This is a genomic window from Streptomyces sp. NPDC088194 (genome assembly GCF_040702025.1).
Taxonomy (GTDB): Bacteria; Actinomycetota; Actinomycetes; order Streptomycetales; family Streptomycetaceae; genus Actinacidiphila.
In genome coordinates, this window is the sequence record NZ_JBFBIV010000003.1 from 63,845 (window position 1) to 79,795 (window position 15,951).

Annotated in this window: 6 protein-coding genes; 3 read left to right on the top strand and 3 right to left on the bottom strand. The window is 71.3% G+C overall.

What is annotated here, in order from left to right; translation table 11 throughout:
- Window positions 1-69 precede the first annotated feature (69 nt).
- Window positions 70-1,077 carry a sugar phosphate isomerase/epimerase family protein gene (locus AB0399_RS02095; protein WP_328470333.1) on the top strand — a complete coding sequence of 336 codons (1,008 nt, stop codon included), beginning with the start codon at window positions 70-72 and terminating at the stop codon, window positions 1,075-1,077.
- Window positions 1,078-1,152: 75 nt separating this feature from the next.
- On the opposite strand, the gene AB0399_RS02100 is transcribed toward AB0399_RS02095, so the two are convergent.
- Entirely contained in the window at window positions 1,153-2,508 is a 1,356-nt protein-coding gene (locus AB0399_RS02100; protein WP_366409954.1) for a glycoside hydrolase family 27 protein, read from the bottom strand.
- A 242-nt stretch (window positions 2,509-2,750) separates the two neighbouring features.
- Between AB0399_RS02100 and AB0399_RS02105 the strand changes: the two genes are divergently transcribed.
- Window positions 2,751-5,126, top strand: a complete 2,376-nt coding sequence (locus AB0399_RS02105) for a glycoside hydrolase family 95-like protein (RefSeq protein WP_366409955.1) — start codon at window positions 2,751-2,753, stop codon at window positions 5,124-5,126.
- 65 nt (window positions 5,127-5,191) lie between these two features.
- Window positions 5,192-7,825 (top strand): fibronectin type III domain-containing protein, encoded by a 2,634-nt coding sequence (locus AB0399_RS02110; RefSeq protein ID WP_366409956.1) that lies wholly within the window; start codon window positions 5,192-5,194, stop codon window positions 7,823-7,825.
- 69 nt (window positions 7,826-7,894) lie between these two features.
- On the opposite strand, the gene AB0399_RS02115 is transcribed toward AB0399_RS02110, so the two are convergent.
- A complete protein-coding gene (locus AB0399_RS02115; protein WP_366409957.1) occupies window positions 7,895-11,902 on the bottom strand; it encodes a sugar-binding domain-containing protein in 4,008 nt (1,335 codons plus the stop codon).
- A gap of 193 nt (window positions 11,903-12,095) precedes the next feature.
- The gene (locus AB0399_RS02120; protein WP_366409958.1) at window positions 12,096-15,740 is read right to left on the bottom strand and encodes a glycoside hydrolase family 3 C-terminal domain-containing protein; all 3,645 of its coding nucleotides are present in this window, start codon (window positions 15,738-15,740) and stop codon (window positions 12,096-12,098) included.
- Window positions 15,741-15,951 lie beyond the last annotated feature (211 nt).

Consider the following 15,951-nt stretch of genomic DNA (forward strand, 5'->3'; position numbering starts at 1 on the left):
GGCTTCACGAACGTCACGACTCCCACCACCCTCACGACCCTCACGACCGACCGCAGGAGGACCCACGCCATGGCCCGACCCGTCACCCTCTTCACCGGCCAGTTCGCCGACCTGCCGTTCACCGAGGTGTGCCGGCTCGCCTCCGAGTGGGGCTACGACGGCCTGGAGATCGCCTGCTGGGGCGACCACTTCGACGTGGAGGCGGCGCTGAGCGACGACTCCTACCTGCCGCGGCTGCGCGACACCCTGGAGAAGCACGGGCTGCGCAGCTGGACGATCTCCTGCCACCTCACCGGGCAGGCGGTGTGCGACCACCCGATCGACGAGCGGCACAAGGGCATCCTGCCGGCCCGGATCTGGGGCGACGGCGAGCCCGAGGGCGTGCGGCAGCGCGCCGCAGAGGAGATCAAGAACACCGCGCGGGCCGCCGCGGCCTTCGGGGTCAAGACCGTGGTGGGCTTCACCGGTTCGTCGATCTGGCACACCGTGGCGATGTTCCCGCCGGTCCCGCCGGAGATGATCGACCGCGGCTACCAGGACTTCGCCGACCGCTGGAACCCGATCCTCGACGTCTTCGACGAGGTCGGGGTGCGCTTCGCCCACGAGGTGCACCCGAGCGAGATCGCCTACGACTACTGGTCCACGGTCCGCACCCTGGAGGCGATCGGCCACCGCCCGGCGTTCGGGCTGAACTTCGACCCGAGCCACTTCGTGTGGCAGGACCTCGACCCGGTCGGTTTCCTCTACGACTTCAAGGACCGCATCTACCACGTGGACTGCAAGGAGTCGGTCAAGCAGCTGAACGGGCGAAACGGCCGGCTCGGTTCGCACCTGCCGTGGGGCGACCCGCGGCGCGGCTGGGACTTCGTCTCCACCGGCCACGGCGACGTGCCGTGGGAGCCGGTCTTCCGGATGCTCAACAGCATCGGCTACGACGGCCCGATCTCGGTGGAGTGGGAGGACGCCGGGATGGACCGCCTGCTGGGCGCCCCGCAGGCGCTCGCGCACGTCAGGGCGCTGGCCGCGATCGAGCCGCCGGAGTCGTCCTTCGACTCGGCGTTCAGCTCGTCGTCCTGACCCCGCGGGCAACCCGAGTACCGGTGCGCCTGCCGCCGTCCTGGTCAGGGGGGCGGCGACAGGCGCACCCAGCCGTCAGTCGACGAACACCTTCAGCAAGCGCGACCCGTGGGCGGGCAGGGTCGCTGAGACGCCGCCCTGCTCGACGCCCAGGTTCTGGTGCGTCCACAGATCGCGGACCCGGCCGCGCCGGCCGTGGGCTCCCAGGTCGCTCCAGTCGGCGGTGACCTGCGCGGGGCTGTCGGCGAGGTTGAACAGCGCCACCGTGTAGCTGCCGTCGCCGTTCCTGCTGAACCACACCTGCTGCGGCGTCGCCTGCGACACCGGCCGGGCGGGGTGCCCGGCCCGGTCCACCGCGAGCACCTCGTCGTTGGTCAGCGCCTTGAGGTCGTCCGGGTCGAGCTTGGTGAGGTCGGTGCCGAGCAGCAGCGGCGCGGCGGAGATCGCCCACAGGGTCATCGTGGTCTGTCGCTCGTCGGGCGTGAGGCCGTCGTCGGCGCCGTTGCCGAGCTCCAGGGAGTCCAGGTCGTTCCAGCCCCCGCGGCTGCCGTAGGGCACCCACGCGGGTTCGTCGGTGAACCGCTTGAGCACGTGCGGCCAGTCGGTCAGCCCGACCGTCGTGCAGTGGTAGCACTCGATGTCGCCGTCGATCCGCCAGCCGTTGCTGTTGGCCTTCCAGAAGTCGGCGTCGGCGATGCTGAGCGAGTTGGACAGCTCCAGATCGATCGAGCGGCCGGTGTGCTGGATCGCCTGGTGCCAGGCCGCCATGTCGGGCCGCTGGTCGCCGGGGACGAGGCCGCCGCCCGGGCCGACGAAGTCCATCTTGATGTAGTCCACGCCCCAGGACGCGAGGAGGTTCGCGTAGCCCTGGACGTACTCCTGCGCGCCCGGCTTGCTGAAGTCGATCCGCCAGGAGTCGTCGTGGGTGTTGCCGGGCTGCGTGGTGTCCGCGATGTCGGCGAGGTGGTACGGCGTGCCCTCGATCGGCAGGTTCGCGGCGACGGCCGCCTTGGGGATGCCGGGCGTGAGATAGATGCCGAACTTCAGGCCGAGGCGGTGCAGGTACGAGGCGACGGCGGGGATGCCGTCGGGGAAGCTCGCGGTGTTCCAGGCCCAGCGGCCGTAGTCGTCGAGGTGGTCCGACCAGCCGGCGTCGATGTTGACGTAGCGGTAACCGTGCGCCTGCAGGCCGCTGGTGTGCATGGCCAGACCCTGCGCCTCGATGTTCCGCGCGGTGGGCTTGCTGCGGATGAAGCTCCAACTGCTCCAGCCCATCGGCGGGACGGCGGCGGTGCGGACGGCCGGCGGGTGGGCGGCCGGCGGGTGGGCGGCGGCATCCGTCGCGCCGCTCGCCGGGGCGGCGAGCAGCGTTCCGGTGCCCGCCAGGATCAGGGCCAGCGCGGGGATCAGGTGACGACTCGTCAGACGCATCGTGCGGCTCCTCGGGACTCAGGTCACTGAATCAGGTTCACGGTGGTGAACAGGATTGGTGATACACCCCTGCCGTGCACGCGTCAACAGATTGATCCGATGACTACCTCTCACCAAGCAAGTAGGGAAGGACCTCTGCGCACCTCCTTGACGTAGAACCCGCGCCGCCTTAGCGTCCCGCTGCGAATAGATCCGATGAGTGTGTGCATACATGAACTCCACTCAGATACTCAGGAGGCGTTATGCAGGACAAGGGCGGGGTGTCCCGCCGCAGGGTGCTGGGCGGTGCGCTGGCGGGTGCCGCGGTGGGCGCGGGGGTCAGCGCCGGGGTGAGCGGAACTGCGGCAGCGGCGGAACCGGCGACCGCGACCGGGTCCGCGGACGCGCCCGGCCCGGCCGCCGCCGCGGGACTGTCCGTCGACACGCACGGCGACCGGCCCTGGACCGAGATCCTCGCCGACTCCGACCTGGTCTGGCAGAAGATGCCCGCCACCTGGGAGGAGGGACCGTTCCTCGGCAACGGCTTCCTGGGCTCCGGTATCTACGCGGAACCGGGCGCGAACGCGATCCGCTTCAACGTCCAGCACAGCGAAGTGCAGGACCACCGCCCCGAGTTCGGCTCCATCTTCGGCCTGGCCCGGCTACCCATCGGGTACTTCACGCTGGAGCCGGTCGGCACCGTCACCGCCGTCGACTGGCGGCTCGACCTGTGGAACAGCGAGCTGTCCGGCACGGTCACCACCACCGCGGGCACGCTGCGGCTGCGGGCGATCGTCCACAACTCCCGTTCGGTACTGGCCGTCGAGGTGACATCGTCCACGGGGGAGCGCGACCTCGTCTGGACGTTCCACCCCGCCGACGCCATCAGCCCGCGGGCCGCCTTCAAGCCGCTGCCCGACGGCTACACCGGCAACCCGCCCGCCGTCGTGAGCGACCACGGCACGGAGCGGGCCGCGGTGCAGTCCCTGCTCTCCGGCGGCCGGCACGTCACCGCGTGGCGGGAGGTCCGACGCGGCGGGGCCCGCACCCTGTACGCGGCCGTCGCGCACTCCTTCCCCGGTACGGGCGCCACCCAGGCGGCGCTGCGCAGCGTGCGCGAGACGGCGCCGCTGCCGATGTCCGCGCTCACCGCGGACCATCGGGCGTGGTGGCACGCCTACTACCGCAAGAGCTTCCTGTCCGTCCCGGACGCGCGGTTGCAGAGCTTCTACTGGATACAGCTGTACAAGGTCGCCTCGGCCGCGCGCCGCGACGCCCCGGTGATGGCGACCACCGGCCCCTGGCTGGAGCCGACGCCGTGGCCCGCGTCCTGGTGGAACCTCAACGTCCAGCTGGAGTACTGGCTCATCCACGGCTCCAACCACCTCGAACTGGACGGGCTGACCCGCTCGTTGAGCGAGTTCCGGGAGAACGTCAAGGCGCAGACCGCGCCCGCCTACCGCTCCGACTCCCTGGTCATCGCCCGCTCCAACGACATCACCCTCAGCCACGGCCTGGACAGCGGCCCCGGCGGCACCGGCGGCGGCATCCCGGGGCAGGACCCGCCCACACCCGAGATCGGCAACCTCACCTGGGCGCTGCACAACGTGTGGCTCTCCTACCGTCACACGATGGACGAGTCGATCCTCCGCGACGTCGTCTTCCCGCTGCTGCGCAAGTCGGTCAACTACTACCTGCACTTCCTGGAGCCCGGCAGCGACGGCCGGCTGCACCTGCCGAAGACCTTCTCGCCGGAGTACGGCGTGGACACCCCCGACACCAACTTCGACCTGGCGCTGATCCGTTGGGGCTGCACCACGCTGCTGGAGTCCGCGCAGACCCTCGGCGTCGACGACCCGCTGGCGCCGCGCTGGCGCGAGGTGCTGCTGCGGCTCGTGCCGCCGCCCGTCGACGCCGACGGCTTCATGATCGGCGCCGGGCAGCCGTTCGCGATGTCGCACCGGCACTACTCGCACATGCTGTCGGTCTACCCGCTGTACCTCGTCAACTGGGAGCAGCCGGAGAACCGGGACCTGATCAGGACCTCGGTCGACCACTGGATCAGCTTCACCGGCGCGCTCCAGGGCTACAGCTACACCGGCGCGGCCTCCTTCTCCGCGCAGATGCTCGACGGCGACGCGGCGGCCGGGTACCTCTCCGACCTGCTGCGGCTCTACGTCCAGCCCAACACCCTCTACAAGGAGTCGGGGCCGGTCATCGAGACGCCGCTGTCGGCCGCGCAGTCCCTGCACGACATGCTCTGCCAGAGCTGGGGCGGCGTCATCCGGCTCTTCCCGGCGGTCCCTTCGACCTGGAAGGACGTCGCGCTGCACGACTTCCGCACCCAGGGCGCCTTCCTGCTCAGCGCGTCCCGCCAGGGCGGCACCACCCGATGGGCCCGGCTGCGCAGCGAGGCCGGGGCGCCCTGCGTGCTGCGCACCGACATCGCCGGCCCGCTGGAGGTGAGCGACGGCGCCGGCCGCGCGCTGCCGTACACCGACCTCGGCGGCGGCACCCTGCGGATCGAGCTGGCCCGCGGCCAGGAGGCATGGGTCCACCCGCGCGGCACCCGCCCCTCGACCGGCCTCGCCCCGGTCCCCGCCAACGCCCCCGCCCCGCGCTGGGGCCTGCCGGCGTGATCGCCCCGCGCGGCGCGGACAAGGCGCCGTCGCACTCCCCGCTCCCGACCCGAAGGACGATGACCGTGCTCAGAAGAAGACTGTGGCCGATACTCGCCGCCACCGCGGTGGCGATCGGCGGCATCGCCGCCACCGGCCCGGCGGCCGACGCCGCTCCCCCCTCCCAGGACGTCTACGTCGCGCCCCACGGCAACGACCACGCCGCGGGCGACGCGCGCCACCCCGTGCGCACCCTGGCGCGCGCCCAGGACCTCGTCCGGCAGCGGGACCACCACCTGGCCGCGGATCTGACCGTCCATCTGGCTGACGGCACCTACCGGTTGGACCATCCGCTCACGCTCGACTCGCGCGACTCAGGGTCAGGCGGCCACCAGGTGGTCTGGCAGGGCAGCGGCAAGGCCGTGATCAGCGGCGGCAAGCAGGTCACCGGCTGGCACCAGGTCACGGGGCACAGCGGCCTGTGGGCCGCCCCGGCACCCCGCGGGCTCTCCGACACCCGGCAGCTGTACGTCGACGGCGTGCGCGCCACCCGCGCCGCCGGCCAGGTCCCGGTCACCCTCACCAAGACCGCCACCGGCTACACCGCCGCCAGTGACACCCTCGCGAAGTGGCCCGACATCGCCGGCGCCGAGTTCGTCTACACCAGCGGCGAGACGCTGTGGAACATGGTGCGCGACGGCCTCGGCCAGTGGACGCAGCCGCGCTGCGACGTCGCCTCGGCGTCCGGCACGACCGTCACCATGGTCCAGCCGTGCTGGGACAACTCCAACAAGCGGGTGGAGTTCCCGGACATCCCCGGCCGCACCGTCAGCATGGTGGGCCCCGGCGCGCTCACCAACGGCGCCCACGTGACGTACATGGAGAACGCCAGGGAACTCCTGGACACCCCGGGCGAGTGGTACCTCGACCGCGCCGCGCACACCGTGTACTACATGCCGCGCAAGGGCGAGGACCTGCACCGCGCCGACGTGGAGGCGCCCGCGCTGGAGAAGCTCGTCGACGGGCGGGGCACCGCCGCCGCGCCCCTGCACGACGTGGCCTTCCGCGGCCTGCAGTTCTCCTACGCCACCTGGCTGACCCCCTCCTCCCCGGAGGGCTTCTCCGAGATCCAGGCCGGCTACACCATCTCGGGCCCGACCGGCTACGCCACCGAGGGCCTGTGCGGCTTCCAGGCCGGCGGGCAGTGCCCGTTCGGCGCCTGGACCAAGGAACCCGGCAACGTCGCGATCGACCACGGCCGCGACCTCGACTTCAGCGACGACGCGTTCGTCCATCTCGGCGCGGCCGGACTGGAGTTGGGTGACGGCACGCAGCACACCACCGTGCGCGGCAGCGTCTTCACCGACATCTCGGGCAACGGCGTGGAGGTCGGCGGCGTGGACCAGGCGCTGCCCACCGACGACGCCGACGTCACCCGCGACGTCCAGCTGACGGACAACCATCTCTACGCGCTGCCAAGGGAGTTCACCGGCGGTGTGCCCATCGTCAACGGCTACACGCAGCACGACCTGATCTCCCACAACCAGATCGACCACGTCGGCTACTCCGGGATCTCGATGGGCTGGGGCGGCTGGCCGGACAAGATCGGCTCGCCCGCCACGCCCAACGACAGCCACGACAACACCGTCAGCGACAACCTCATCACCGACTACATGCAGGGCCTGGACGACGGCGGCGGCATCTACACCCAGGGCCTGACCGGCAGTTCGATGGCCACCGGCGAGAAGGTCACCGGCAACGTCATCCACACGCAGTTCGGCCTCGGCAAGAGCGTCTACACCGACAACGGCTGCACCTACGAGACCGTGTCGGGGAACGTGCTCTACGGCGCGTCGTACGCCAACGTCGCCAGCACCCACGTCGACTACCGCGACGCCCTCCACAACAACGACCCGACCCTCATCTCCGGCAACTGGTGGGAGCAGGGTGACGCCGACGGCAGCAACAAGGGCGTGGTGACGCAGGGCAACCACCTGATCGCCTCGGCGTCCGACGCCCCCGCCGGCGTGGTCGCCGACGCGGGCCTGGAGCCCGCCTACCGGAGCGTCCTCGCACGGCGGTTCGCCCCGGTGTCGGTGCCGGTGGCGCCGACCCGGGTCGCGACGGCCGTCGGTGCCTCCGGCACGCTGTACACCGCCTTCAACCCCACCTGGGCGGACGGCGGTTCGCCGCTGCTGGGGTACCGGGTGACGGCCGCGGACCCCGCCGGGCACACGGCTGCGACCGCCTTCGTCTCCGCCGCCGACTTCGCCGCCACGGCGCTGGTCCGGCTCACCGGCCTCACCGACGGTGTCCCCTACACCGTGACGGTCACGGCGGTGAACTCCCATGGCGACAGCGCGCCTTCGCTGCCGTCGGCGCCGCTGGCCCCGAAGGCCGCCACCGCGCCGGCCGCGGCTCCGACCGGACTCAAGCTGAAGGCCCAGGCCACCGCCGCGACCCTGGACTGGACGCCCCCGACCGTCGTCGGCGACTCCCCCGTCATCGGCTACCGGATCACGGTCACCGACCCCTCGGGCAGCCGTACGGTCGACGTGGCCGGCCGGGACGTGCTGGTCACCCAGCCGTCGGCGCACGCGATGTTCCGCGTGCTCGGCGATCTGACGCCCGGCACGCCGTACACGGTCGGCGTCGCCGCCGTCACCGGCGCGGGCACCGGCCCGGCCGCGACGGTCACCGGCACGACCCCGGCCGCGTAGGCCAGGGCGGATACCGAGCCGGCCGGACGGGCCCCACGACCCGTCCGGCCGGCTCACCGCTTCACCGGGTCACTGCGTCGCCGTGTACACGTAGATCTCGTGCACGGACAGGTAGTTCCCGGCGGCCTTGGTGTTGACGACCTTGAAGTACCGGACGTCCACCGGGTCGAAGTTCAGCGTCATCACGCCGCCCGAGGTGTACGGAGCGGTGTCGGCGAGGCTGAGCACCGTGGTCCAGGTGGAGTTGTCCGTGGAGACCAGCAGGTCGGCGCCGCTGGGTACGTCGCCGCTGGAGGCCGACGCGTCCCACACGATCTTGTCGATGGTGTGCGACGCCCCCAGGTCGAGGCCGTAGTACATGCCGGGCTGGCGGGCCGTCGAACTGGTCCAGCGGGTGCTGGGGTTGCGGTCGTAGGCGTTGGCGGGGGTTCCGCCGGCCGGGTTGGTGAAGCCCTTCCAGCCGTCGGTGGGCAGTTCGCCCGAGCCGGCGCCCGCGGCGAAGGCGGTGCCGACGTTCGCGGCCAGCAGCGCGGCCAGGCCGACCTGCGTGGGCAGGGCGTTCTTGTCCGGCCACAGCAACTGGTCGACGATCACCGACCCCTGGCCCGCGGCCGTCTGCCACAGCGCGCTGCCGGCGGTGAAGCCGAGCGTGCTGTGTGCCGCCTTGCCGTACTTGGTCTGCTCGTTGCCCGCGCTGAACAGGCTCCAGGCGACCGCCCGGGTGTCCACCGCGCTGGTGCCGCCCTTGGCCTGCACGGTGTACGCCACCAAGGGCGCGCCCGCACCCGGCCAGTCCAGGTCGGCGTTGCTGACGCCGGTGGTCAGGGCGGAGTTTCCGGTGGTCACGGCGCCGTGCGCGTGGTCGGCGTCCACGGCGGTGAGCTTGGCGCCGGACGGCAGGAACGGCGCGACCGACGCCCAGGTGTCCGGGGTGGCACCGCTGATCCACAGGGTGCCGCCCTGGCCGGTCCACGCGGTGACCGCGGAAGCGGCGGCCTTGAGCGACGCCAGCGGCGCGTCGTTGCCGGGCGAGGCGTCCACCAGCAGGATGTCCAGCGCCGCGAGGGCGTCGGCGTCGACCGTGCCGAGCACCGTCAGATCGGCCGCGGCTGCCTTGAGGGTGACCGCCGCCGCGCTCTTGTCGTCGGCGGCGAGCACCCCGAACCGCCCGGTGGCCGCGGCCGGCCGGGCGACGTACCCGAGCAGGTTGCGCAGCAGCGCGGCGGCGATCGGCTCGGCGGCCTGCGCGGCCACCACCGGGTACTGGCAGATCAGGTAGCGGCCCTTGCCGAACCTGGTCTCGGCGAGCGCGGTGGCGGCCAGCGCGGACCCGGCGTCGGCGAGCGAGAGCAGGCTGCCGAAGCGCGGCTTGAGCAGCACGGTGGACACCACGGTCTCGTCGGCGGTCTGCCACCAGCGCAGGTCGTCGGCGCCGATGCCGGCCAGCACCGGGTGGTGCGGCGCGGCGACGTGGGTGACGGTCTGCGGGCTGCTCGTGCTGAACTGCGGCCACGGCAGGATCTGCGGGAACGCGCTCTGCGCCAGCACCAGCACCTGGCCGCCGGCGGCGACGAACGCGGTGACCTTCTTGCCCGCGTCGGTGTCGGCGGCCGGTTCGGCGCCCTCGGCGACCACCAGCACCTCGCCGGAGGCGGGGTCGGGCAGCGTGCCGAAGTCGGCGACGGTGCGGGCCGTCACACCCAGCGCGGTCAGCGCCTTGGTGGTGGCGGCACCCGAAGTCCCCTCCAGCACCGCCGCCTTGAGCGGGGTGCCGAGCTTGCCCGCGGGAGCCGGGTACAAGGTCAGCGCGATGTCGTCGGTGAACGTCCCGTCGCCCGAGACGGTGATCCGCAAGGTGGCCGCGGTGGCCTTCTTGACCTTGGGCAGCGCGAGCTTCGCGGTCACGCTGCCGCGGTCGGTGGCCGCGACCGTCACCTTCGCCGAGCCCTTGCCGGTCGGGATGCCCTTGCCGCTCAGCGTCCAGCCGACCGTCAACTTCACCTTTCCGGCGGTGTCGTTGCAGACCATCAGGTCCTTCGCCAGCGTGCTGCCGCCGAAGTAGTGGGTGCGGTAGTCCAGCGCGAGCGCGGCGACGGGCTGGAAGACCCGCGCCACGGAGCCGTGGATGGGGTTCGGCCGCCAGTCGGGCAGGCCCTTCTGGAAGCCGGGGTTGAGGGTCGCCGCGAACGGCCCGACCCGCTTCAGCCGCGGCCCGGACCCGCTCGGATCGGGCTTCGGCACCGACGTGCCGTCGAACGGCAGCGGCTGCATGCCGTACCAGACCGTGTTCCACGGCGAGATCGCGGTGATGCCCGCGTACCGGAAGCCCTCGATCTGGGCGCGGACGGTCAGCGCGTGCGCCGACCAGAACCCGTCCAGGTCCGCGTACGCCGCCGGGCCGCCGAGCGCGCTGACGTCGGACGGGTTGGCGTAGTACATCGAGCTGAACTCGCTGATCAGGAACGGCTTCTTGCGGTCCCACTCGTCGCCGCGCGGCTGGCCGACGGCCAGCACCCGGCCGGACTCGGGGATCGTGGTGTTCTTGGTGGTGATCTCCACCGGGTAGTGGGTGCTGCGCAGGTCGCCGGCGCCCTGCGGGTCGCCGTCGCCCTCGAAGTAGACCGGGCGGCTGGTGTCCTCGGCGAGCACCGGCGGCTTGAGCGCGGCGACCTGCGGCACGTAGCTCTGGCCGAAGGCGGCCAGCATCTCGTTCTCCGCGCTCCAGGCGATGATCGAGGGGTGGTTGCGGTCGCGGACCACCCGGTCCTTCAGGTGGGTGGCGCAGTTGGCCCAGAAGTCGTCGGCGCCCATCGCGTAGTTGCCCGAGGAGCCGTAGATGCCGGACTCGCCGACGATCATCATGCCGAGTTCGTCGGCCACGTCGTAGTAGACCGGCGGGTACGGCATGGCGTGCAGGCGCATGTAGTTGACGCCCGCGGCCATCGCCATCCGCATCCACATCTCGGCGTAGGCGCGGCTGTTCTGGACGGAGCCCATGTAGTGCCAGGAGTCGCCGCGCAGCAGTTGCGGTTCGCCGTTGAGCAGCAGCGCCGGGCCGTCGACGGTGACCTCGCGGAAGCCGAACCGCTGGGTGGTCGAGTCGAGCACCGGGCCGGTGCCGGAGGCGCGGATGTCGACCCGCAGCTCGTACAGGTGCGGGTCGGCCGGGTTCCACAGCCGGGGCTTGCTCCAGCCGGCGGACTCCTCGACGGCGGTGGTGCCGCCGGCCGGCACGGTGACCTGGCGGCTGAGCCGCAGCACCTGGCGGGCGCCGTCCCACACGGTGTGGTCCACCCGGACGGTGGCGTCGGCGGCGGAGTCGTTGCGCAGGACGGTGGTGGCGGTGAGCTTCTTGTCCGTGACCGACGTGACGATCGCGGTGTCGGCGGTGGAGACGGGGTTGCGGGCCAGCAGCCACACGTCCTGCCAGATCCCGGCCGCCTCCTGGCCCCACCAGGAGCCCCCAGGGAAGTGGTAGCCGTCGGACTGCCGGGCCGAGCCGGGTGAACGCACCAGCAGGTGAACGGTGTTGCTGCCGCCGAAGACCGCGTGGTCGGTGACGTCGGCCTCGAACGGCAGCAGCCCGTCCTGGTGGTGGGCGACCTGGGCGCCGTTGAACCAGACGGTCGCCTCGAAGTTGACCGCCTCGAAGCGCAGCACGATCCGCTGCCCCTTGGCCGCCGCCGGTACGCGGACGGTCCGCCGGTACCAGGCGGTGTCCACCGTGTTCCAGTCGTCGGGGGTCTCGAAGAGGTCGTAGGCGTCCCAACCGGTGGCGAACGGCCCGGCCGCCATGTTCCATTCGGCCGGCACGGGGATGTCGGCCCAGCCGGAGTCGGCCGGCGGGTAGGCGGCGCCGGCCGCCGCGGGCAGGAAGTCCCAGGTGCCGTTGAGCGACTGGAGCACCTGGGCGCCGCCGGTCCTGGGCGCGGCGAAACCGCCGTCGCCCGGAGCGGCCGCCTGGGCGGCGCCGATCCGCTGGAGGCCGACCGCGGCGGCGGTGGCGGCACCGAGGGTGAGCAGCTGGCGGCGGGTCGGCACCAGGGCCGAACTGCGCTGTTCATGCTGGTTGTTCATGGTTCCTTCCATGGGCGCCCAGGGGCGGGCGCCGGCATGAGGGCATGGGGACATGAGGACTTGAGGGCGTGGGAGCACGCGGGCGGGGGCACGCGCGCGTCAAGGAGCACGCGCGGCCTCAGGCGTACGCGGGTGTGCGAGGCATGCGCGGGGGGCCGGTCCCGACGGGCGGCCGGCCCCCCGCGCCGGCGGGTCAGCCGCCGATGGCCACGGAGAAGACGTGCATCGCCAACTGGTTGTTGGCCGCCGTCTGGCTCACGTCGGGCAGGGTGATGGCCTGCACGGTCTTGCCGGGTTGCAGGTTCACCGTCGCGGCGTACGTGTGCACGGGCTGCTGCGACTGCCCTCCGCCGTTGTTGAGGTACGGCAGGCTGGCGGCGATGTCGCTGCCCTGGGAGGCGGTCTTCGACCACCAGTCCGCGAGTGCCAGCGCGTACGTCTGGGTGGTGCCGTCGGTGTAGAGGATGGTGCCGCTGCCGGACGAGCTGCCGAAGGCGCTCGAACCGACGAAGCCGAGCTTGGTACCGCTGCCGGTGATCTCGATCGCCTGGCCGCCGGCCACCACGTTGTCGGGGGCGCCGGTGCCCGCGGCGGCGGGCCACGGGAAGCTCACCCCGTCGTGGTCGGTGCTCTTGCCGGGAGTCCAGCCGGCCGCCACCAGGGCGTCGCTGGAGTAGCTGGCGCCCCCGCCGTCGAAGCTGGCCGCCTTGGTGTTGTCGTCGCTGCTGATCCCGACGTTGTTGTAGGCAGCGGTCAGCGAGGCGTACGGCACGGTGACCGGTGTCTGCGCGGTGTGGTCGCCGCCGGGCGTGCCGACGGTGGCGTCCAGGGTGAAGGACGCCGGGTCGGTGCCGGCCGGGATGCTCACCGACCAGGTGGTGGTGGCCTTCTGGCCCGGGCCGACCTGGTCGAAGGTGGCCGGGGTGGTGGCGGTGGCGGTCCAGCCGTCGGGCGCCTTGAGCCCGACGGTGATGCCGCTGACCGCCGCGGCGCTGCCGTTGGTGTAGGTGGTGGTCGCGGTCAGCGTGCTGCCGGCCGCGGCGATCGGCACCGCTTGGAGCGTCAGCGAGTTGCGCACCACGATCGGGGCGGACCCGGTGACCCCGCCGACCTTCGCGGAGATGGTGGCGACGCCGTCGGCGACCGCGTGCACGGTGCCGTTCTTGTCGACGGTGGCGACCTTCGGGTCACTGCTGCGGTAGCTGACGCCCGTGTGCTTCAGGTCCGCGAACGACTGGTCGTTGTTGACCGCCTCCACCACGTTGTCCGCGGTGATGGACGTGTCGCGCTGCTCCTTGGAGTGGTCGGTGTCGTCCTTGATCCACTGGTTCTTGCCGGTCAGGCTGAAGGTGTCGCCCGCGTTGTAGACGACGTTCTCCGGCTGCACCGTGACGGTCTGCACCTTCGGGGTGAGCCGTCCGCTGATCCGCACGTTCGCGGTGCCGGCGACGTGCGAGGAGTCCGCGGCGACCTGGAACTGGTAGCGGCCGTTGTAGACCGTCTGCCGGGAGTTCTTCGCGTCCCAGCTCGACAGGTCGGCGGCCTTGACGGAGATCGTCAGGTGCTGGCTCTGACCGGGCTGGAGGACGCCGGTCTTGGCGAAGCCGGCCAGCCGCTTCTTCGGCAGCTGGACGCCCTTGACCGTGAACGGCGTGGCGGCGTAGAGCTGGGCGACCGTCGCGCCGGCGGTCTTGCCGGTGTTCTTGACGTCGACGCCGATCTTCACCGAGCCGTCCGGGGTGATCTGCGAGTGGTCGGCGGTGACGTGCGTGTAGGAGAAGGAGCTGTAGCTCAGGCCGTACCCGAAGGGGTAGGTCGGGGTGCCGGTGAAGTACTGGTAGGTGCGGCCGAGTCCGCCGGTCTCACCGGGGGTCAGGCCGTAGTCGGACTTGTCCGGGAGCTGCGAGTCGTCCTTGTACCAGGTGAAGTTGAGGTGCCCGGCCGGGTTCTGCTTGCCGAAGAGCACGTCGGCGAGCGCGGCGCCCTGGGACTGGCCGTTGAAGCCGCTGAAGACGATCGAGGAGACCTTGCCCTGCTCGTCGTCGATCTTCACCGGACCGTCGGACTGGATGACCAGCGCCAGCTTCTTGTTGCCGAGCGCGGCGGTCTGGTCGATCAGCGAGTCGTAGTTGCCGGGCATGTCGAGGTTGGTGCGGTCCTTGCCCTCGTCGGCGTTGGCCTTGTTGGTGCCGACGAAGAGCACCACCAGGTCGGCGGACTGGATGTCGGCCTTGGTCTGGTCGCTGAGGGTCGCGGCGGCGGTGGCCGTCGAGGAGCTGCCGGCCGCGTCGAAGACCACGTCGGCACCCGGGTTGGCGGCCTTCACCTCGTCGGTGATGCCCTGCACCGGGCTGGTGGTGTGGTCCGGCTCGCCGGAGTACAGGCCCAGCGTGGTGGTGTTCGCCATGTCGCCGAGGATGACGATCTTCTTCGCCTTCGCCGGGTCGACCGGCAGCAGCGGGCTGGTGCCGGTGGCGGGCGCGGAGTTCTTCAGCAGCACCAGCGAGTTGTCGGCGACCTTGGTGGCCAGCGCCTGGTGGGCCGGGCTCTCGATCTGGTCCTTGGTGATCGAGGTGTACTTCACGCTGCCGGCCGGGTCGAACTCGCCGGTCTCCATGCGGACGGTGAAGACCTTCACCAGCGCGTTGTCGATGACGCCCTCGCTCAGCGCGCCGGCCTCGATGGCCTGCTCGATGTTGGCGGTGGTGGCCTCGTCGCCGGTGCAGTTCAGGTCGGTGCCGGCCCGCAGGGAGTACGCCTGGCCGCCGGCCTGGCCGGACATGGTCTTGCCGGTGGCGGTCTGGGTCCAGGTCGGGTTGTTCGCGTCGTGGTCGGTGGTCCAGCCGGGCGGCGCCCAGTCGTGGCCGCCGGGGAACTGCTTCCAGTTGGTGCCGACCGCGCCGCAGTCGGAGGTGATGTAGCCGTCGAACCCGTAGGTGCGCTGGGCGAGTTCGTTGGTGGTGTAGGTGTCCGACGTGGACGGGGTGCCGTTGATCGCGTTGTACGACGTCATCAGGCCGGCGACGTGCGCGTCCTCGATCAGGTCGCGGAACTGGGCGGTGTAGTAGTCGCGCAGGTCCGTGTCGTTGACGTCGGAGCTGATCCCGGTGCGGTTGTCCTCGACGTTGTTCAGCGCGTAGTGCTTGGCGGTGGCGGCGACCTTGAGGTAGCCGGTCTGCGAGGTGCCGTCCGGGTTGTTGCCCTCGTAGCCGTCGATGAACTGCCCGGCCATCTGCCCGACGAAGTACGGGTCCTCGCCGAACGCCTCGTCGGTGCGGCCCCAGCGCGGGTCCCGGTCGAGGTTGACCGTCGGCGCCCAGTACGTCAGCGAACCGTAGTCGTCCGCCGACGGGCCGAGGTTGTTCTGGCCGGTGCCGAAGAGCGACTTGTCGACGAACCCGCGGGCCTCGTCGGAGATCGCGGTGCTCTCCTGGTACATCAGGCTCTTGTCCCAGGACATGGACGAGGCGAAGTTGGTGGGGAAGCTGGTGGAGTGGACCCCGCCCTGCGCACCGCCGTTGTTCTGGTCGGCGCCGAGGCTGTTGACGCCGTGCTGCCCCTCGCTCCAGTACGTGTACTGCTGCACCCCCAGCCGCGGTATCGCCGGGCCGCTGTTGGTGCTGAGCTGCTGCACCTTCTCCTGGAGCGTCATCCGCGACACCAGGTCGGCGGCCCGCTCCTGGAAGGAGTAGTGCGTGTCCAGGTAGATCGGCGTGCTCGCGGCCGCATGCGGGGCCTGTGCCACGGCGGTGCCGCCGTAGGTGGCACTCAGCCCCACCGCGCACGCCATCGCGCACACCGCGGCCAGGCCTGCGCGCCGACGCCTTCGCTTGTCCATCCTGCCTCCGTCGTCCGGGGAGTGTCATCAAGCGTGATCAAGCGGAACACCCGGGCCGGCTACGACCCTTGCGACGAACTTTGGTGCAAGTCCGAAGAAAGTCCGGGCCTTGCGTTCTCAATGCGGCAGTTTGTTGCCAGGTTTGACGTCGAGTCAAGAGTTCTGACCGGACAGGATGGCATTGTTTTGACTGATGACGACGAAACAACGA

Coding starts and splice junctions, on each gene's coding strand:
- AB0399_RS02120 (WP_366409958.1), bottom strand. CDS start 15,740: ATGGACAAGCGAAGGCGTCGGCGCGCAGGCCTGGCCGCGGTGTGCGCG.
- AB0399_RS02105 (WP_366409955.1), top strand. CDS start 2,751: ATGCAGGACAAGGGCGGGGTGTCCCGCCGCAGGGTGCTGGGCGGTGCG.
- AB0399_RS02095 (WP_328470333.1), top strand. CDS start 70: ATGGCCCGACCCGTCACCCTCTTCACCGGCCAGTTCGCCGACCTGCCG.
- AB0399_RS02100 (WP_366409954.1), bottom strand. CDS start 2,508: ATGCGTCTGACGAGTCGTCACCTGATCCCCGCGCTGGCCCTGATCCTG.
- AB0399_RS02115 (WP_366409957.1), bottom strand. CDS start 11,902: ATGAACAACCAGCATGAACAGCGCAGTTCGGCCCTGGTGCCGACCCGC.